Here is a 19,058-nt window from a genome sequence, read left to right as displayed (position 1 = left end):
GGCGACGTGTCGTTCGCCGCTCAGACCAAAAAAAGAATTGACGCTCGTGGAGTCCGAAGGCTGCTGCGATATCGCCGAGCTGTCGGCGCTGATCCGGATGAACGGCGCGGTGTCGCTGACCAACAAGCGGATCGTGCTGGACATCTCGACGGAAAACGCAGCCATTGCCCGGCGTATTTATACCCTGATGAAGCGGCACTATCCCGTTCCGACCGAGCTGCTCGTACGCAAAAAGATGCGGCTCAAGAAAAACAACGTCTATATCGTTCGCGTGCCTGCAGGCGTCGAGCAGCTGCTCGGAGAACTAAAAATCGCGAGCGCCGGATTCCAGTTCAACTCGGATATCGACAAAGATCTCGTGCGGAAGCCATGCTGCAAAAAGGCCTACCTGCGCGGCGCGTTCCTCGCGGGCGGGTCCGTGAACAATCCGGAAGGCTCGTCTTACCATCTGGAGATCGCCTCGATGTACGAAGAGCACTGCAAAGCGCTCGTGGATCTCGCGAACAAGTTTCACCTGAACGCCAGGTTCATCGAACGCAAAAAAGGGCTTCATCCTGTACATCAAGGAAGGCGAGAAGATCATCGAGTTCCTCAGCATCATCGGCGCGCATCAGGCCCTGTTCAAGTTCGAGGACGTTCGCATCATGCGGGACATGCGCAATTCGGTCAACCGGATCGTCAACTGCGAGACCGCGAACCTGAACAAGACGATCGGCGCCGCCGTCCGTCAGATCGACAACATCAAGCTGCTGCAAAAGGAAGTCGGGCTTGAGAACATGCCCGACAAGCTGCGCGAGGTCGCGGAGATCCGGCTTATGCATCCCGACATGAACCTGAAGGAAGTCGGCGACATGCTGAAGGGGCAGGTCAGCAAGTCCGGCGTCAATCACCGGCTTCGCAAGATCGACGAATGGGCTGAAAAAATACGGGGCGGGGCTTTATAAGCCTGTGGCACAACCAAGCGCTCTAATGCTATAATAGATAACAAACCATGTGCGGTGGGTCCCGTGTACCGGGATGAGAACAAAGACAGGGGGATTCGTTCCATGACGAGACAGCCGGTTGTTGTTCGGCTTAAGACGGGGCTTCACGCCAGACCGGCGGCCTTATTCGTGCAAGAAGCCAATAAATTCTCCTCGGACGTATTCGTGGAGAAGGAAGACAAGCGCGTAAACGCGAAGAGCATCATGGGTATCATGAGTCTGGCGATCAGCTCGGGCACCGAAGTATCCATCAGTGCCGAAGGTTCGGACGCAGAGCAAGCTGTAACCGCTTTAGTCCAACTGGTCAGCAAGGAAGAGCTGGAGAACCAATAATAAGCAGATGCGCGAGCTCCCGGACGGGGGCTTTTTGCTTTTTCGGACTATTTTATGGTTGACCTGCAACCTTTTGCCTATAATAGCCGTTGAGTAGACAAACCTGAATATGGAGGCGTCTATAATGGGTAAAAGGACCGTGCAAGTCGCATTGTTGGCCGCTACGATGGTAGCCGCGGGATGGTTCGGAGCGACGAAGCTGGGAGCGGATCAAGCGATGGCGGAGACGACAGGCGCCGTGCAGGCGGCGAGCATTCAGAACGCGGTAACGGTGGGGGCGGAAGGCTCGATCAAGGTGGAGCCGGACGTGGCGTACCTGAGCTTCGGCGTGGACGCGCGGGGAAAGACGGCGCAGGAAGCCCAGCAGGCTTCGGCGGCGAAGTTCGCTGCAGTCGAGAAGGCGCTGTACGAGACGTACAAGATCGATAAGAAGGACGTCCAGACGACGAATTTCGGCGTTCAGCCGGAGTACAACTACACGGAAAAAGAAGGCCAGGTGCTGAAAGGCTACCTCGCGACCCATTCGGTGCGCGTCGCGTACCGCGATCTCGCGGGCATCGGCAAGCTGCTGGACGCAGTCTCCGCGGCAGGCGCGAACCGGGTGGACGGCGTGCAGTTCGGCACGGAGAAGCAGGACCAATACGAGCTTGAAGCGCTGAAAAAGGCGATGACCAATGCCGGCGCGAAAGCCTCGGTGCTCGCGACGTCGGCTAGCCGCACGCTGGGCCCGGTCATCAACATCGTGCAGGGCAGCGCGGCGAACGTGCCGATCGTGACGGCCACGTTCGATCAGGTGAAGGCGGCCGCGTCATCCGCCGCAGGCTTCTCGTCCTCCGTGCAGAGCGGGCAGATCGAGATCTCGGCGAGCGTGACCGTGCAGTACCAGCTGAAATAACAAGCGTCCGCGCGACGCGGACAGAGCCGCTCTCCGGTTGGAGGGCGGCTTTTTTAGCGCTGGCGGGGGAGGGGCGATGAACTGAGGGACCAGGCATAGGAGCAGAAGGGTCGGTACGGGGATGAGGGGGATGGCGGAAAAACCGGCTTGCGGCGGCGTGAACTCGTGCATGTGGCGGGGGGGGGGGGATTGACTCTCCCCTTGGAGGAGGCCGTACGATCGGAATATCCCATAGGAGGTGTCCGCATGAAATACACGGTCAAGGAAATGTCGGCGTTGTCGAAGGTGACGATCAAGACGCTGCACCACTATCACAAGATCGGTCTGCTCGTGCCGGTCGAGGTCAGCGAAGCCGGGTACCGGCTGTACGGCAAGAAGGAGATCGAGCGGCTGCAGGAGATTTTGTTCTATCGGGAGCTGGAGTTCCCGCTGGAGGAAATCAAGCGTTTGCTGGATGGGGCGCCGGACCGTCTGCGTATCTTGGAGAGTCAGCGCGAGCTTATTCGGGAGAGACAGCGGCGCATGGAACGTTTGTCCGTCACGCTGGAGGCTTCGATCGACGCGGAGCGGGAGGGCGCTTCTCAGCCGGCAGCGGAGTTGTTCAGCGGATTCGGTACGGCGGAAGAATGGGAAGCCGCGCTGGCGGAACAGCGCAGGCATCTGAAGGAAACGTACGACGTCGAGCTGCCCGGCGCGAATGCGATCGACCCCGTGCAGATGAATCGCCAGGCGGCAGAGGCTGCGCGATTTATGGAAGAGATGGCGCGGGCGCTTCGCGAGGGTCGAGCGCATGACGACGAAGAAGCGCATGCCCGGATTGAACGTCACCTGGCGGCACGCGCGGCAGAGGGTCATCCTGCCAGCCCGGACGACTTAGCGGGACAGTCCCGCTTTTTCATCGGCGACGTCTTCCACCGGGGCATGCTGGAGTCGATGCAGACCGGTCTATCCTATTATCTCTGCCTCGCCACGGAGTCCTACGCCGAAGTTTGTCGCCGGGCGCCATGAAAAAGCCTCCTCTATCGCCGGAAAATCGACGGTGGAGGAGGCTTTTGCGATGAATGCATTAGGCTTTGAGGCGGTGCTCGAGATTACGCAGCTCGATGGCATCCTCTAACAGCTCGATGAATTCGTTGGACAAATTCATTTTTTTCGCTTCGCGATAAACTTCGAGCAGATGCTCGTCCTTCAGCGGGCGGAGCAGCGAGGCTTTATCCTTAAGCGTGCGTGCGGTCATATGGCTTGAATCATCGTTAAAGGAGTGAGACGGCGGAATCGGGTTTTCAGGCATATGACGCGGCACCAAGTGCAAGGAGTGATAAGATTGGTTCATCGTAAATCTCCTTTCCGGCTTGCTGTCCAATTCCTATTCCATAGCAATATATGGGGGGAAATGGCACGACTAGTGATTATAGAATAACATGCTCATGCGAGTACGAAGAGGGGGGCACTCGAGTTGTTAAATTTCCCTTGACGAAATATGAAATCTGTGTTAATCATTCTTGCTTGGCAGGGACAGATATCGGCCTACTCTTGCTTACCCAATGGAACCGCCGTTACAAGCAAAAAAGAAGCAACGTTACAGGAACGACGAAGCCGGCCGGGCGTGCTGTAGGCGAGAAAGGCGCGGTTACAGAAACAGGATGAGGCTGTATGTGAAGCGTAGGGGCCGTCAGAGCGATCTTTCCCGACGGTTTTTCTTGCAGCGAAAGGTCGTCTGCCATAGCAAAAGCCCCCGTCCATCGCCGAATGGGGCGGACGGGGGGCTTTTGAGAATGGAACGCGCCGTGCAGGGGGGCTGTTAGATCTTCTCGATAACCTTGTCGACGAGACCGTACTCTCTTGCCGTCTCGGCTTCCATGAAGTTGTCGCGGTCGGTGTCCTTCTCGATGCGCTCAAGCGGCTGGCCCGTGCGCTCGGAGAGAATGCGGTTCAGCTTGTCGCGAAGCTTCAGGATGCGGCGTGCGCGAATCTCGATGTCGCTCGCTTGTCCTTCGGCGCCGCCGAGCGGCTGGTGGATCATCACTTCGGCGTTCGGCAGCGCGAAGCGCTTGCCTTTGGCGCCTGCGGCGAGCAGGAACGCGCCCATGGAGGCGGCCATGCCGACGCAGATCGTGGAGACGTCCGGCTTGATGTACTGCATCGTATCGAAGATCGCCATGCCGGCGGTGATGGACCCGCCCGGGCTGTTGATGTATAAGTGGATGTCTTTCTCCGGATCTTCGGCCGCGAGGAAAAGCATCTGCGCGATGATGGAGTTGGCGACCACATCGTTGACCTGGGTGCCCAGGAAGATGATGCGGTCCTTGAGCAGACGGGAATAGATGTCGTATGCCCGCTCTCCTCGATTAGTCTGTTCGACGACCATAGGGACAAAGCTCATTGCGTGATCCCTCCTCGGGGGTGTGAATAGTGGTGTGGCGGTCCTGGCTCCGACGTCTCCCGGAAAGGCGCGGGTCGACCGTGAATCCATTCTAATGGATCATGAACCCAATGTCAAAGAAAGTCAAACATAGGTCAAATAAAAAGCGTCCGTATGGTACGGACGCGTCTGCTGCATCATAAGTGTCGGCAAAACTGCCTATTAGATCGAATATGGCGCGCCCGTAGGGAATCGAACCCCAATCTCAGGCTCCGGAGGCCTGCGTCATATCCGTTGGACCACGGGCGCATGTCGATAACAGCAAGATTCATTATAGGCGATAGGGTGGGGAAAAGCAAGGGCTTCGAAAAGGTTTCGATTGGGGTAAAAAAGGGTACGAGCTCTTCTCCTGTCTATATGTTCGCGCGGCGCTGCCTGCGGCCGATATTGGGCTTGCAACGCGGCGGGTAATCCGATAGAATAAAACCAGGAAGTGGGACTTAAAATGTCACAGCGGGACGTAATCGGTCCCGCACCGTGATTCCCCGTCGCATTCCGGCCATATTTATCCGGCATTTAAGGGAGAGACGGTAGAGGATGCGGAACATTCTTGAAATGCAGAAAAAGCTCGTGCCCGACATCATGCAGGTGCTGCAAAAGCGCTACGACATTTTGCGCCGCATCGGGGTTACGGGCACGGGCGGCAGGCGGACGCTGGCGGCCAGTCTCGACCTGACGGAGCGGACGCTGCGCGCGGAGCTCGACCTGCTGAGGTCCCAGGGGCTCGTCGAGGCGGGAACGACCGGCGTCAGCTTGACCGACCGGGGACGCCGCCTGCTGGACGAGATGGAGCCGATGGTCAGGGAGCTGTTCGGCCTGTCGGACCTGGAGGCGGCGCTTCGCAAGCGGTTCGGCCTCAAGCAGGCGGTCGTCGTCCCCGGCGACTCCGACGTCTCCGAAGAAGCCAAGCGCGAGCTGGGACGCGCCGGCAGCAAGGTGCTGCGCCGCGTCATCGGTCCCGGCGACGTCGTCGCCGTCATGGGCGGCACGACGATGGCGCGCATGGCCTCGCAGTTCTCGGTGCCCTCGCCGCTGCGCGACAACTGGTTCGTGCCGGCGCGCGGCGGCCTCGGCGAGAGCGTGGACTATCAGGCCAACACGATCGCTTCGGAGCTCGCCAAGCGGACGGGCGCGCGGTACCGGATGCTGCACGTGCCGGATCATCTGAGCGAGGACGCCTACCAGACGATCATGCAGGAGCCGAACGTGCGGGAGGTCGTGGACATGATCCGCAGCGCGCGTATCGTCGTTCACGGCATCGGGGACGCTAGCGCCATGGCCCGCCGGCGCAAGCTCGATGCGGGCACCGTGCAGGAGATTTTGCGCGACGGCGCGCTCGCCGAGGCGTTCGGTTACTACTTCGACCGGGAGGGCGCCGTCGTGCATCGCATGGCGACCGCCGGGCTCCGCCTCGAAGACATCGAGGCGGCCGAATCGGTCATCGGCATCGCCGGCGGCCGCAGCAAGGGCGAGGCGATCGCCGCGGTGATGCGCTTCGGCCACGACGACGTGCTCGTCACCGACGAGGCGGCCGCCGAAGAAGCGCTGAAGCATGCCGGCGTCTGACGCTGACGCCGGCACCCCAAGGACCGGGACGCAGCGCCCGGTCCGGCAGAACGAGTGGTCTCGGCGCTCCGTGCGCCTGACATAGATCAAATCTTATTTTCAAAACCCAAGGAGGAACTATCAATGACGGTCAAAATCGGTATCAACGGCTTCGGTCGCATCGGTCGCAACGTATTCCGCGCTTCGCTCAACAACCCTGAGGTAGAAGTGGTCGCCATCAACGACCTGACGGACGTTAACACGCTGAAGCACCTGCTCAAATACGACACGACGCACGGCAAGCTGAACGCGACGGTCGAAGCGGGCGAGGGCGCGCTGATCGTAAACGGCAAGACCATCAAGGTATTCGCGGAGCGCGATCCGGGCAACCTGCCGTGGGCATCCGTCGGCGCCGAGATCGTCGTTGAATCCACGGGTATCTTCACGGCGAAGGAAAAAGCCGAGCTTCACCTGAAGGGCGGCGCGAAGAAGGTCATCATCTCCGCTCCGGCTACGAACGAAGACATTACGATCGTTATGGGCGTCAACGAAGACAAGTACGATCCGTCCGCGCACACGATCCTTTCCAACGCTTCTTGCACCACGAACTGCCTGGCGCCTTTCGCTAAGGTTATCAACGACCAATTCGGCATCGTCAAGGGCATGATGACGACGATCCACTCCTATACGAACGACCAAAGCGTACTCGATCTGCCGCACAAGGACCTGCGCCGCGCGCGCGCCGCTGCAGAGAACATCATTCCGTCCACGACGGGCGCTGCGAAGGCCGTATCGCTGGTACTGCCTGAGCTGAAGGGCAAGCTGAACGGCATGTCGTTCCGCGTACCTACGCCTAACGTATCCGTTACCGACCTCGTAGCCGAAGTTAAGGGCAACGTTACGGTCGACGAAGTCAACGCTGCGCTGAAGGCTGCCGCAGAAGGCCCGCTGAAGGGCATCCTGAACTACTCCGACGAGCCGCTCGTATCGAGCGACTACAACGGCGACCCGGCTTCCTCCACGATCGACGCGCTGTCCACGATGGTCGTCGAAGGCAACATGGTGAAGGTCGTTTCCTGGTACGACAACGAGTGGGGCTACTCCAACCGCGTCGTGGACCTGGCTGCCTTCGTCGCCTCCAAGGGCCTGTAAGACTTACTCTATAGAAGAATGAAGACGGCAAAGAGGAGACGCGAGCGCTCCTCTTTCCGTCCGTACGGGCATTACCAGAATTCGGAGGGAGAGTCAGCCTAATGAACAAGAAGAGTGTCCGCGACGTGAACGTTTCCGGACTGAAGGTATTCGTCCGCGTCGACTTCAACGTCCCTGTCGAAAACGGCGCGATCACCGACGACACGCGCATCCGCGAAACGCTGCCTACGATCAAGTACCTGATCGAAAACGGCGCAAAGGTTATCCTGGCGAGCCACTTTGGCCGTCCGAAGGGCGAAGTCGTAGAAGAACTGCGCCTGACGCCTGTCGCCGCACGTCTGTCCGAGCTGCTCGGCAAGCCGGTTGTCAAGGCTGACGAAGCCGTAGGCGCTGACGTTCAAGCCAAGGTCGACGCGCTGCAAAACGGCGACGTGCTGCTGCTTGAAAACGTCCGTTTCTACCCGGGCGAAGAAAAGAACGATCCCGAGCTCGCGAAGCAATTCGCGGCGCTGGCCGATCTGTTCGTCAACGACGCGTTCGGCGCCGCTCACCGCGCGCACGCGTCCACCGAAGGCATCGCGCACCATCTGCCGGCCGTATCCGGTCTTCTGATGGAGAAGGAGCTCGACGTGCTGGGCAAGGCGCTTAACGATCCGGACCGCCCGTTCACGGCGATCGTCGGCGGCTCCAAGGTCAAGGACAAGATCGACGTCATCGACAAGATGATCGAGATCGCCGACAACATCATCATCGGCGGCGGCATCTCCTACACCTTCTTCAAGTCCCAAGGCTACGAGATCGGCCAATCGCTGCTCGACGAGTCCAAGCTGGAGAAGGTTAAGGAATTCGTCGAAAAGGCGAAGCAGCTCGGCAAGAAGCTGTACCTGCCGGTCGACCTCGTCATCTCCGACGACTTCAAGTCCGACAAGAACATCGAGATCGTGAACATCGACGGCATCCGTCCCGACTGGGAAGGCGTCGACATTGGACCGAAGACCCGCGAGATCTACGCGGACGTCATCAAGAACTCCAAGCTGGTCGTGTGGAACGGGCCGATGGGCGTCTTCGAAGTCGAAGGCTTCTCGAACGGCACGCGCGCGGTCGCGCAGGCTTGCGCGGACACTTCCGCGTACACCGTCATCGGCGGCGGCGACTCGGCTGCTGCGGCTGAGAAGTTTAAGCTGGCAGACAAGATGGACCATATCTCCACCGGCGGCGGCGCGTCGCTCGAATTCATGGAGGGCAAGGCGCTTCCGGGTGTCGTAGCCCTTAACGACAAGTGAGGGTGAACCCATGAGCAGAACTCCGATCATCGCAGGCAACTGGAAAATGTTCAAGACCGTCTCCGAAGCGACTGCATTCGTGTCCGAAGTAAAGGGCAAAGCGGAAGTCGCCGGCGTCGAGACCGTCGTCTGCGCGCCGTTCACGGCGCTGCCGGCGCTCGTCGAGGCGGTTAAAGGCACGTCGATCAAGGTCGGCGCGCAAAATATGCACTTCGAAGACAACGGCGCCTTCACCGGCGAGATCAGCGGCGTCTTCCTGAAGGATCTGGGCGTCGACTACGTCATCATCGGTCACTCCGAGCGCCGGCAGTACTTCGCCGAGACAGACGAGACGGTGAACAAGAAGACGCATGCGGCGTTCAAGCACGGCCTGACCCCGATCGTCTGCGTCGGCGAGAAGCTCGAGGAGCGCGAAGCCGGCAAGACCGACGAAGTCAACCGCGTACAGACGACGGCTGCGCTGGCCGGCCTGACTGCCGAGCAAGCGGCTGAGGTCGTCATCGCTTACGAGCCGATCTGGGCGATCGGCACGGGCAAATCTTCGACGGCGACGGATGCCAACGACGCGATCAAGGCGATTCGCGGCGTCGTTGAAGGACTCTTCGGCGCTGAAGTCGCCGCGAAGGTCCGCATTCAATACGGCGGCAGCGTCAAGCCGAACAATGTCGCCGAGTACATGGGCGAATCCGATATCGACGGCGCGCTCGTCGGCGGCGCCAGCCTGGAGCCGGCTTCCTTCATCGCCCTGGTCGAGGGGGGCGAAGTAAGATGGCCGCACCCAAGCCGGTCGCGCTCATCATTCTGGACGGCTTCGGCCTTCGCGAGGAGACGCACGGCAACGCCGTGGCTCAAGCGAACAAGCCGAACTTCGACCGTTTGTGGGCGACTTACCCGCATACGCAATTAACCGCTCAAGGCGAGGCCGTCGGCCTCCCCCGAGGGCCAAATGGGCAACTCCGAGGTCGGACACCTGAACATCGGCGCGGGCCGTATCGTGTATCAGGACCTGACCCGAATCACCAAGTCGATTCGGGACGGAGATTTCTTCGACAACGAGACGCTGCGGGGCGCCGTGAACCATGCCAAGACGAACGGCAAAAAGCTGCATCTGTACGGCCTTCTGTCGGATGGCGGCGTGCACAGCCATATCGCGCATCTGTTCGCGCTGCTTGAACTGGCGAAGCGCGAAGGCCTGAACGACGTATATATTCATGCGTTCCTGGACGGACGCGACGTGGCGCCGGACAGCGCGGTCGGCTATCTGACCCAGCTGCAGGCGAAGATCGAAGAGCTCGGCGTCGGCAAGATCGCCACCGTGCAAGGACGCTACTACGCGATGGACCGCGACAAGCGGTGGGATCGCGTCGAGAAGTCCTACCGCGCGATGGTGTACGGCGACGGACCGACGGCTGTCGATCCGATCCAGGCGGTCAGGACTTCTTACGAGGCGTCGGTGTACGACGAATTCGTGCTGCCGACCGTCATCGTGGGCGCGGACGGCAAGCCCGTCGGCCTGGTCGAGTCGGAAGACGCGGTCGTGTTCTTCAACTTCCGCCCGGACCGCGCGATCCAGCTGTCCAACGTATTCACGAACGACGACTTCCGCGGCTTCGAACGCGGCGAAGGACGTCCGGTCGGCCTGTACTTCGTCTGCTTGACGCTGTTCAGCGAAACGGTCGGCGGCTACGTCGCGTACAAGCCCAAAGAGCTCGACAACACGCTGGGCGAGGTGCTCGTGCAGCAGGGCAAGACGCAGCTGCGCATCGCCGAGACCGAGAAGTATCCGCACGTCACGTTCTTCTTCAGCGGCGGACGCGATCTGCAACTGCCGGGCGAGACGCGGGTGCTGATCAACTCGCCGAAGGTCGCCACGTACGACCTTCAGCCGGAGATGAGCGCTTACGAGGTCGCGGACGCGGCGGTGAAGGAGATCGAGTCGGAGAAGCATGACGCGATCATCCTGAACTTCGCGAACCCGGACATGGTCGGCCACTCCGGCATGCTGGAGCCGACGATCAAGGCCGTCGAAGCGACGGACGCGTGCCTCGGCCGCGTCGTCGACGCCATCCTCGCCAAGGGCGGCGTCGCCGTCATCATCGCGGACCACGGCAACGCCGACATGGTCATCGACGATGCGGGCCGCCCGTTCACGGCGCACACGACCAACCCGGTTCCGTGCATCGTGACGAAGCACGGCGCGACGGTGCGCGACGGCGGCATGCTGGCTGACGTGGCCCCGACGCTGCTGACGCTGCTCGAGCTGCCGCAGCCGGCCGAGATGACCGGCCGCACGCTGCTCGCGCCGCTCGGCGAGTAAAACCGTGCGGAAGGCGGCGAGCTTACGGCCGCCTCCGCGCCTGCTGCCGGTTGCTTCCGCGCCTGCTGTTGGCCGCCTTCGCGCCTGCTGCCAGTTGCTTCCGCGCCTGCTGTTGGCCGCCTCCGCGCCTGCTGCCGGTTGCCTCCGCGTTCGCTGCCGTCCGCGGCGACGCAGCCTGGATACCGTGCGCTGTGGATTCGCAGTCGCGAAGGCCCTCGCTGTCGCCGAAATAACGGCATATCAGCAGCTATTTTTCTCCGGCTCTTGGGTTGAGACGAAAATAAGTGCTAAAATGCAGTTATTCCATGTAAAATGGGCGCAATCGGCACAAATATGCGGAAATAACTGCTTTTGAGCAGCTATTCGCCGCAGTCCGGTGGATCTGGCCGAAATAACTGCTTTTGGACAGTTATTCGCAGAAAGCGAAGCTGACAAGCGGTGCGGAGCACGGTGTCTCGCCCGTGCGCTTCGAGGGACACTTGCGCTCGCTCGTGCACTTCGCAAGACACTTGCGCGGCGCGCTCTGGCACCTCGCCGGGCGCGCCCGGCTGTGCCGGATGCGGCGCCGCCGCACAATCGCAATACAAATCACAAACCTTACAAGGAGTGTTCACTCAAATGACGATTATCTCTGACGTCTATGCACGCGAAGTACTGGACTCCCGCGGCAACCCGACGGTTGAAGTAGAAGTTCGCCTGGAATCCGGCGCGTTCGGCAGCGCCATCGTACCGTCCGGCGCATCCACCGGCGCTTACGAAGCCGTTGAGCTTCGCGACGGCGACAAGGACCGCTACCTCGGCAAGGGTGTCGAGAAGGCCGTCGACAACGTCAACTCCATCATCGCGCCTGAGATCATCGGCTACGACGCGCTTGACCAAGTCGCGATCGACCGCAAGATGATCGAGCTCGACGGCACCCCGAACAAGGCGAAGCTGGGCGCCAACGCGATCCTGGCCGTCTCCATCGCCGTCGCGCGCGCTGCCGCAGACGCGCTGGACCTGCCGATCTACGCTTACCTCGGCGGCTTCAACTCCAAGACGCTGCCCGTGCCGATGATGAACATCGTCAACGGCGGCGCGCACGCCGACAACAACGTCGACGTGCAAGAGTTCATGGTGCTGCCGGTCGGCGCGCCTACGTTCAAGGAAGCGCTCCGCACGGGCGCCGAGATCTTCCACTCCCTGAAGAGCGTACTCAAGTCGAAGGGCCTGAACACGGCTGTCGGCGACGAAGGCGGCTTCGCGCCGAACTTCGGCTCCAACGAAGAAGCGCTGTCCACGATCATCGAAGCCATTGAAAAAGCCGGCTACAAGCCGGGCGTCGACGTATTCCTGGGCATGGACGTCGCTTCCACCGAGTTCTACAAGGACGGCAAGTACCACCTCGAGGGCGAAGGCAAGTCCTACACGTCCGCAGAGTTCGTCGACCTGCTCGCCAGCTGGGTTGACAAGTACCCGCTGATCACGATCGAAGACGGCTGCTCCGAAGACGACTGGGAAGGCTGGAAGCTGCTGACCGAGAAGCTGGGCGACAAGATCCAACTCGTCGGCGACGACCTGTTCGTCACCAACACCGAGCGCCTGTCGACGGGCATCGAGCAAGGCATCGGCAACTCGATCCTCGTTAAGGTCAACCAAATCGGCTCCCTGACCGAAACGTTCGAAGCGATCGAAATGGCGAAGACCGCCGGCTACACGGCCGTCATCTCCCACCGCTCCGGCGAGTCCGAAGACAGCACGATCGCCGACATCGCGGTCGCGACCAACGCCGGCCAGATCAAGACGGGCGCGCCGTCCCGTACGGACCGCGTCGCGAAGTACAACCAGCTGCTTCGCATCGAAGATCGTCTCGCAGGCTCCGCCGTATACGCGGGCAAGAAGGCGTTCTACAACCTGAAGAACTTCAAGTAAGCCCGGCTTAGCCCGCCGCGGCTGCCCCCAAATGAATAGCATGACCGGACGATCCCCGGGGAACGCTGCCTTTACGGCCGTTTCTCGGGGATCGCCTCGTTTTCATGCTATAATGAAGCCGTTCATCCAGACGGCGGGGGGAGCTTTAGAAGTGAGAATCAAGAAGGTTTACCGGAACTATTTTCAGAACAATCTGTTCGTGAAAGTCATTCTCGTGTTTACCGTGATCGTCAATCTGACGATCATTGCGTTTTCTTATTTTTTGTTCCACTTCAGCTCGGCCTCCATCGTGCGAAGCCAGCTGAACGACCAGCGCGAGGCGATGGACCGGGTCAACCTTTACATGGAAGCGAAGTACGATTGGGTCCAGAACGTCGTGCAGGACGTCTACAGGAACAACCTGCTGGCGGATAACGTGTCTTACCTGCTGCGGCATTCTTATCAACAATACATTCAATATACGCTCGGCGAAAATTACGCCAACGGCAGCGCCAGCGCGGCCAATGCGCTCGAATACTTCGGGAACAAGCTCGGCACCGACTCCGACATCCGCAACCTGATTCTGTACAGCGCCGACCAGCAGCTCATGTACGTTTACAAATACGCCGGAAACCCGAAGCTGTACCAGACGAACGCCGCCCGCTCCTTCATTCCGGACATTATGTCGCTCGAGGGTCCCAATGCTTCGATACCGAACGTGTGGATCCGCAAGGCGATCGGGCAGTGGGATACGCGTCTCTACGCGATGCGGAGCCAGATCAACGACAAAAGCACGCTCAAAAACGTGGGGCAGCTGATGGTGTACTTCGACTCCGAGATGGTCCGGCAGGCGCTGGTGCGCGTCTCCTCGCCTTTCAAAGGCACGATCCTCGTCCTGACCCCGGACGGCAGCGTCATGTTCGACTCGTCCGGCAAGTACTACGGGCAAGCCTATCCGTACATGGATCAGATCAACGCTTCCCAGGATACCGGCAATACCGGAGAGCCGGCTTATATCTCGCGACTGACGCAAAACGCCGCGGGCTACACGGTCGTCGGCATCGCCCCGAAGCGTGAGATCGCGCAGGCATATGCCGGGCTGAAACGGGCGATCGTGCTCATCGGCGCCGTCTGCATCGCGTTCGCGGTCCTGATCCCGTCCCTGCTCATCGTCAACATCGCGAAGCGGACCAACAAGATCGTGCGCTTCATGAAGAAGGTCGAGGGCGGCGATCTGAGCGTTCGCCTGCAGGACGCCCGGGAGGACGAGCTCGGGCAGATCTCCCAGAGCTTCAACGAGATGGTGGAGGAGCTGAACCGGACGATCGACCGGGAATACAAGTCGGAGATCAAGCTCAAGCAGACCGAGCTGGCCGCGCTCCAGGCACGGGTCAATCCGCATTTCCTTTACAACACGCTGGAAGTGATCCGGATGCGGGCGATGTCCCAAGGGGCGAGCGACGTCGGCGAGATGATCTACAGCTTGGCCGCGTTGTTCCGCAACTCGGTCCGGGCGGGCCCGGACTGCACGCTCGGCGAGGAGCTGGAGACGTGCCGGCTGTATCTTGAGCTTTTCCGCATCCGGTTCAAGGACCGCATCTCGTATTCGATCGACTGCTCGCCTGCGTACGCTTCGGTCTCGATTCCGAAGATGCTGCTGCAGCCGATCGTGGAAAACTATATCGTGCACGGCATGGAAAACGACCGCACCGACAACCGTATCGCTATCGAGGTCGGCACGGCGGAGGGCATGCTGCGGATCCGGGTGTCCAACAACGGCAAGCCGATCGACCCCGATCGGCTCCGGCAGATTCGGGCCGAGCTCGACTATCCGGAGCAGCGCGAGAGCTCGTTCGGGCTGCGGAGCGTGCACGAGCGGCTGAAGCTTATGTACGGGCCCGAATACGGCATCGAGATCGAGAGCGAGCCCGGCAAGGGGACCCAGGTCGCCATCGCGATTCCGCTGGCGGATTAAGCGGCTAGGACCGAAGGACCGAAGGAGGACGACGCGACAATGTACAACGTATTTATCGTGGACGACGAACCGTTCATCATCGAAGGCCTCATCGATTCGATCGATTGGCCGGACTTCGGTCTGGAGGTGGTCGGCAGCGCCGAGAACGGAGAGGAAGCGCTCCGCCGCATCGGGCAGACGCCCGTCGATCTGCTCATTACCGACATCTCGATGCCCCGGATGAACGGCCTGGACCTGATCCGCGCCGCCCGCCAGAGCCGCCCGGACCTGAAGGCGATCATCCTGAGCGGCTTCAACGAATTCGATTACCTGAAGGAAGGCATGCGCCTCGGCATCGAGAACTACCTGCTCAAGCCGATCAACGTCAAGGAGCTGCACGATACGCTCAGCAACGCCGTCGAGAAGCTGAACAGCACAGGCGCGAACGCGCTGCTGTCGCCGTACGACGTCCAGATCATGAAGGACAACACGCTGTACCGGTGGATCTGCAGCCGGATCTCGGAGGCCGAGTTCAACGAGCGCGCAGCCCTGCTCGGCATAACGCTGACGGAGCCGTACGGCGTCATCGCTCTGGCGAGGCTCCCGTCCGCCGGGGCAGAGGCGCAGGAAGAGACGTTCGAGCGCGTCGTCCGCGCGTTCGAGGGGGGAGCGCCTCCGCGTATCCGTTTCGCGATATGGACGGAGACATCGTCATCGTAGCCGGTCTTCCGTCCGAAGAGGAAGCGGGCAAGCAGGAGCTGGCGCGCCTCCTATTGCCGATGCTCGAGAAAGGCAGCCCGGGCGAAGCGGCGAGGCTCTCGCTCGGCGGCGTGCATCCGCTTCGGACGGACATCGCGGCCAGCTATCGCGAGGCGAAGAAGGCGCAGGAGTATTTTATGATCTATCCCGAGCGCGAATGGATAGACTATGCGGTGACGGAGCCGTTCAAGGAAGCGGAGCCGTCCGAGTTCCCGATCGATTGGGAGGCTTGCCGCAAGCTGCTCGTCGCCAGAGACAAGGAAGGCCTGGCTGCGGCCGTCGAAGCCGATCTCGAGCGGCTAAGGCGCCGGGAAGGCGTCACGCCGTCCTATCTGCACGAAGTGGCGGTGGAGCTGATCGTCCGCTTCAAGATGGAGCTGAAGGCCATCAAGCACTCGGACGAGACGGAGATGTTCTCGCAGGGCTTTGCCCAGGCGAACGCAGCTTCCGATTATACGGAGCTCGCCAGGGCGCTGCGGTCCGTCGCGGAGCGCTGCGTCGATTCGTTGGTGAAGGACAGCCGTAGCCCGGTCGTGCTGCAGGTGCTCGAGGAGATCCACCGTCACTACGCGGACGAATTGTCCTTGAAGCAGCTCGGCGCGCGATACCACATCCATCCGGTATACCTGGGGCAGCTGTTCCAGAAGGAGACGGGCGAGAGCTTCACCGAGTATATCAACAAATACCGGATCGAGCAGGCCAAGAAGCTGCTGAAGTCCTCTACGTTAAAAGTGCACGATATCGCTCGTCAGGCGGGCTATTGGGAGACGGGGTACTTTTACAAGCAATTCAAGAAGTACGTCGGCATCTCTCCGACCGAATTCAAAGGCCTGCATTGACGCACAATGAGCCAATATGAGCCTCCGGACTGCCAGCCGCGCAGTCCTTTCTTTATTTTGAACATGATTTATTAGGTTTGTGTTCTATTTGAAACTGCTTTCATGAATTAAAGTTGAATTGTTGCTTGAGGGAATCAGAAATAAGGGAGGGCACTAGAAACATGAGTAAAATGACTAAGAAAACCGGCCTGACGGCCGCGGCTGCCGTCACCGCGCTATCGCTCGCGCTCAGCGCGTGCGGCGGCAACGAGGCGAAATCGGACGGCGCTTCATCGGAAAAACCGGTCGAGCTGATCTGGTACACGATCGGCACGCCGCAGAAGGACGTCGACACCGTCATGGCGGAAGTCAGCAAGTACACCCAAGAGAAAATCAACGCCACGATCAAAATGAAAATGATCGACTGGGGCGACTATACGCAAAAGATGCAGGTGCTGGTCGCTTCGGGCGAACCGATGGACATCATGTTCACCTCGGCAGGCGGCTTCGACTACGTGCAGAACGCGCGTAAGGGTGCGTTCCTCGAGCTCGACGAGCTGCTGGACAAGTACGGCCAAGGCATCAAGGACACGATCGATCCGGGCTTCCTGAGCGGATCCAAGGTCGACGGCCACAACTACGGCATCCCGGCGAACAAGGAGCTCCCGCAGCTCGAAGTATGGCGCTTCAACCAGAACCTCGTCGACAAGTACAAGCTGGAAACGACCGGCGTCCGCACGCTGGACAGCCTCGCGCCGCTGCTGAAGACGATCAAGGCGCAGGATCCGTCGATCACGCCGTTCGCGATGGACAAGAACTACGTGCCGTACGTGCCTTACGACTATCTCGTGACGAACATGCCGATGGCCGTCAAGCTCGACGGTACGGACCTGAAGGTCGTCGACATCCTCGAGACGGACGAGATGAAGCAAGCGCTGAACACGATGCACAAATACTACCAAGCGGGCTACGTCGCGCCTGAAGCCGCGACGACCGGCTCGACGCAAGACCTGATGACTTCCGGCAAATGGCTGCTCGACCGCGCGCAAACCCAGCCGCTCGCGGAGACCTCCTGGTCGGCTTCCAACGGCTATCCGATCACTTCGACGCCTGCGAGCGACGCCGTGATCACGAACACGTCGGTGCAAGGCTCGATCATGGCGATCTCCGCCAACTCCGAGCATCCGGAGAAGGCGATGGAATTCCTGAACCTGCTCAATACCGATCCGGTCCTCCGCAACATGGTCGACTCGGGCATCGAAGGCACGCACTACGAGAAGATCGACGACAAGCACATGAAGAACCTCGACGCTTCCCAGAACTACAACATGCCGTCGTACTCGCTGGGCAACAACATGCTGCTGTACCTGAACGAGAACGATCCGGACGACAAGTGGGAGCAGTTCAAGAAGTTCAACGCGGAAGGCAAGCCTTCCCCGATCCTGGGCTTCAACTTCGACAGCACGAAGGTATCCACCGAGATGACGGCCATCCAGAACGTCAAAGAGCAATTCTGGGCATCTCTCATGACCGGCACGGTCGACCCGGCGACATACCTGCCGAAGGCGATCGAGCAGTTCAAGGCCGCCGGCCTCGACAAGGTCATCGCCGAAGCGCAAACCCAGCTGGACGCTTGGGTCGCGGCCAACAAAACCAAATAATCGCAACTTAAATCGCAAGATCGGGCGGGTGAGCAATTCGCCCGATCTTTCGTTATTTTTTGCCGTATTCACAAATGACCATAGGAGGGATTGGCGAACATGGTCGGATCATTCTTCCGCTCGTTCAACCGCAACAAGGTTATGCTGCTCATGGTGCTCCCGGGCGCCATCTGGTTCCTTTTCTTTTCCTACCTGCCCCTGGTGGGCACGATCGCCGCGTTCAAGCAATACCGCTTCAGCCGCCACGGCTTCTGGTACAGTCTCGTCCACAGCAAAAACGTCGGATGGGCCAATTTCAAGTTTCTCTTCAGCACGGACGCCGCGTGGTCGATCACTCGCAACACGCTGCTTTACAATATCGCGTTTATCGTTCTCGGCCTCGTATTCTCCGTCGCCCTGGCCATTCTGCTGTCGGAGCTGGCGAACAAGAAGCTGGCCAAGCTATATCAGACCGGCATGTTCCTCCCGTACTTCCTGTCGTGGGTCATCGTCGGTTACTTCGCGTTCAGCTTCCTGAGCATGGACCGCGGCCTGCTGAACCATACGCTCGAATACTTCGGCATGGACCGTATGCAATGGTACAACGACCCGAAGGTCTGGCCTTATATTCTGGTGCTGGTCTATTTGTGGAAATCGATCGGCTACAGCAGCGTCGTCTACCTGGCCTCCATCCTCGGCATCGACCGTTCGCTGTACGAAGCCGCGATGATCGACGGCGCCAGCAAGATGCAGCAAGTGCGCAACATCACGCTGCCGATGCTCAAGCCGATCATCATCATCATGACGCTGCTCGCCGTGGGCAAGATCTTCTATGCCGACTTCGGCCTCTTCTATCAGGTGCCGCGAGATTCGGGCACGCTATACTCCGTGACGAACGTTATCGACACATACGTATACCGGGGCCTCAAGACGACCGGCGAGATCGGCATGAGCACCGCCGCGGGCCTGTATCAATCCGTCGTCGGCTTCGTGCTCGTCATGGTGTCCAACTATGTCGTGCGCAAGGTCGACAAGGACAGCGCGCTGTTCTAAATTCCTGAATCGAG

14 protein-coding genes, 1 tRNA gene and 3 pseudogenes are annotated in these 19,058 nt (G+C 60.1%); 15 read left to right on the top strand and 3 right to left on the bottom strand.

Annotated features, from left to right (window positions below; genetic code table 11):
* Positions 1-6 precede the first annotated feature (6 nt).
* The 4 genes and pseudogenes from whiA (at position 7) to OMP38_RS20735 (ending at position 3,219) form a co-directional block, all read left to right on the top strand.
* A pseudogene (gene whiA / locus OMP38_RS20750) lies at positions 7-944 on the top strand (DNA-binding protein WhiA).
* Between the two features lie 102 nt (positions 945-1,046).
* Positions 1,047-1,316, top strand: coding sequence for an HPr family phosphocarrier protein (locus tag OMP38_RS20745; protein ID WP_090117078.1), 270 nt, complete (start codon positions 1,047-1,049; stop codon positions 1,314-1,316).
* A 124-nt stretch (positions 1,317-1,440) separates the two neighbouring features.
* Positions 1,441-2,211, top strand: a complete 771-nt coding sequence (locus tag OMP38_RS20740; RefSeq protein WP_277566758.1) for an SIMPL domain-containing protein — start codon at positions 1,441-1,443, stop codon at positions 2,209-2,211.
* A 246-nt stretch (positions 2,212-2,457) separates the two neighbouring features.
* Positions 2,458-3,219, top strand: coding sequence for a MerR family transcriptional regulator (locus OMP38_RS20735; protein ID WP_277566757.1), 762 nt, complete (start codon positions 2,458-2,460; stop codon positions 3,217-3,219).
* 58 nt (positions 3,220-3,277) lie between these two features.
* Here OMP38_RS20735 and sda read toward each other — a convergent pair whose 3' ends face one another.
* The 3 genes from sda to OMP38_RS20720 form a co-directional block, all read right to left on the bottom strand.
* Positions 3,278-3,544 (bottom strand): sporulation histidine kinase inhibitor Sda, encoded by a 267-nt coding sequence (gene sda / locus OMP38_RS20730; RefSeq protein WP_277566756.1) that lies wholly within the window; start codon positions 3,542-3,544, stop codon positions 3,278-3,280.
* Positions 3,545-4,012: 468 nt separating this feature from the next.
* Positions 4,013-4,594 (bottom strand): ATP-dependent Clp endopeptidase proteolytic subunit ClpP, encoded by a 582-nt coding sequence (clpP, locus tag OMP38_RS20725; RefSeq protein ID WP_217595871.1) that lies wholly within the window; start codon positions 4,592-4,594, stop codon positions 4,013-4,015.
* A 213-nt stretch (positions 4,595-4,807) separates the two neighbouring features.
* A tRNA-Arg gene (locus OMP38_RS20720) sits at positions 4,808-4,882 on the bottom strand.
* Positions 4,883-5,170: 288 nt separating this feature from the next.
* Here OMP38_RS20720 and OMP38_RS20715 point away from each other — a divergent pair.
* The 11 genes and pseudogenes from OMP38_RS20715 to OMP38_RS20665 all read left to right on the top strand — a co-directional run bounded on the left by OMP38_RS20715 (position 5,171) and on the right by OMP38_RS20665 (position 19,044).
* Positions 5,171-6,199, top strand: coding sequence for a sugar-binding transcriptional regulator (locus OMP38_RS20715; protein ID WP_277566755.1), 1,029 nt, complete (start codon positions 5,171-5,173; stop codon positions 6,197-6,199).
* Positions 6,200-6,322: 123 nt separating this feature from the next.
* Complete coding sequence (gene gap / locus OMP38_RS20710) at positions 6,323-7,330, top strand: type I glyceraldehyde-3-phosphate dehydrogenase (protein ID WP_090117071.1); 1,008 nt, start codon at positions 6,323-6,325, stop codon at positions 7,328-7,330.
* A gap of 101 nt (positions 7,331-7,431) precedes the next feature.
* Entirely contained in the window at positions 7,432-8,613 is a 1,182-nt protein-coding gene (locus OMP38_RS20705; RefSeq protein ID WP_277566754.1) for a phosphoglycerate kinase, read from the top strand.
* A 10-nt stretch (positions 8,614-8,623) separates the two neighbouring features.
* Positions 8,624-9,376 (top strand): annotated as a pseudogene (gene tpiA / locus OMP38_RS20700) (triose-phosphate isomerase); the annotation flags it as partial.
* 5 nt (positions 9,377-9,381) lie between these two features.
* Positions 9,382-10,930, top strand: a pseudogene (gene gpmI / locus OMP38_RS20695) (2,3-bisphosphoglycerate-independent phosphoglycerate mutase).
* Between the two features lie 618 nt (positions 10,931-11,548).
* Positions 11,549-12,841, top strand: a complete 1,293-nt coding sequence (gene eno, locus OMP38_RS20690) for a phosphopyruvate hydratase (RefSeq protein ID WP_277566753.1) — start codon at positions 11,549-11,551, stop codon at positions 12,839-12,841.
* A gap of 151 nt (positions 12,842-12,992) precedes the next feature.
* Positions 12,993-14,795 (top strand): sensor histidine kinase, encoded by a 1,803-nt coding sequence (locus tag OMP38_RS20685; RefSeq protein WP_277566752.1) that lies wholly within the window; start codon positions 12,993-12,995, stop codon positions 14,793-14,795.
* Positions 14,796-14,834: 39 nt separating this feature from the next.
* The gene (locus tag OMP38_RS20680; protein WP_277566751.1) at positions 14,835-15,494 is read left to right on the top strand and encodes a response regulator; all 660 of its coding nucleotides are present in this window, start codon (positions 14,835-14,837) and stop codon (positions 15,492-15,494) included.
* Positions 15,470-16,372 (top strand): helix-turn-helix domain-containing protein, encoded by a 903-nt coding sequence (locus OMP38_RS20675; protein ID WP_277566750.1) that lies wholly within the window; start codon positions 15,470-15,472, stop codon positions 16,370-16,372. Before OMP38_RS20680 ends, OMP38_RS20675 begins: the two co-directional genes overlap by 25 nt.
* A 161-nt stretch (positions 16,373-16,533) precedes the next feature.
* Positions 16,534-18,012, top strand: coding sequence for an ABC transporter substrate-binding protein (locus OMP38_RS20670; RefSeq protein WP_277566749.1), 1,479 nt, complete (start codon positions 16,534-16,536; stop codon positions 18,010-18,012).
* Between the two features lie 99 nt (positions 18,013-18,111).
* Complete coding sequence (locus OMP38_RS20665) at positions 18,112-19,044, top strand: ABC transporter permease (RefSeq protein ID WP_277566748.1); 933 nt, start codon at positions 18,112-18,114, stop codon at positions 19,042-19,044.
* Positions 19,045-19,058: the final 14 nt, after the last annotated feature.

This window comes from Cohnella ginsengisoli (assembly GCF_029525555.1).
Taxonomy (GTDB): Bacteria; Bacillota; Bacilli; order Paenibacillales; family Paenibacillaceae; genus Cohnella; species Cohnella ginsengisoli.
The sequence above is the reverse complement of the archived record's forward strand: the minus strand, read 5'-3'. Positions and strand labels throughout refer to the sequence as shown.

Coding starts and splice junctions, on each gene's coding strand:
- OMP38_RS20665 (WP_277566748.1), top strand. CDS start 18,112: ATGGTCGGATCATTCTTCCGCTCGTTCAACCGCAACAAGGTTATGCTG.
- clpP (WP_217595871.1), bottom strand. CDS start 4,594: ATGAGCTTTGTCCCTATGGTCGTCGAACAGACTAATCGAGGAGAGCGG.
- eno (WP_277566753.1), top strand. CDS start 11,549: ATGACGATTATCTCTGACGTCTATGCACGCGAAGTACTGGACTCCCGC.
- OMP38_RS20680 (WP_277566751.1), top strand. CDS start 14,835: ATGTACAACGTATTTATCGTGGACGACGAACCGTTCATCATCGAAGGC.
- OMP38_RS20675 (WP_277566750.1), top strand. CDS start 15,470: ATGGACGGAGACATCGTCATCGTAGCCGGTCTTCCGTCCGAAGAGGAA.
- OMP38_RS20670 (WP_277566749.1), top strand. CDS start 16,534: ATGAGTAAAATGACTAAGAAAACCGGCCTGACGGCCGCGGCTGCCGTC.
- OMP38_RS20715 (WP_277566755.1), top strand. CDS start 5,171: ATGCGGAACATTCTTGAAATGCAGAAAAAGCTCGTGCCCGACATCATG.
- OMP38_RS20735 (WP_277566757.1), top strand. CDS start 2,458: ATGAAATACACGGTCAAGGAAATGTCGGCGTTGTCGAAGGTGACGATC.
- OMP38_RS20740 (WP_277566758.1), top strand. CDS start 1,441: ATGGGTAAAAGGACCGTGCAAGTCGCATTGTTGGCCGCTACGATGGTA.
- gap (WP_090117071.1), top strand. CDS start 6,323: ATGACGGTCAAAATCGGTATCAACGGCTTCGGTCGCATCGGTCGCAAC.
- OMP38_RS20745 (WP_090117078.1), top strand. CDS start 1,047: ATGACGAGACAGCCGGTTGTTGTTCGGCTTAAGACGGGGCTTCACGCC.
- sda (WP_277566756.1), bottom strand. CDS start 3,544: ATGAACCAATCTTATCACTCCTTGCACTTGGTGCCGCGTCATATGCCT.
- OMP38_RS20705 (WP_277566754.1), top strand. CDS start 7,432: ATGAACAAGAAGAGTGTCCGCGACGTGAACGTTTCCGGACTGAAGGTA.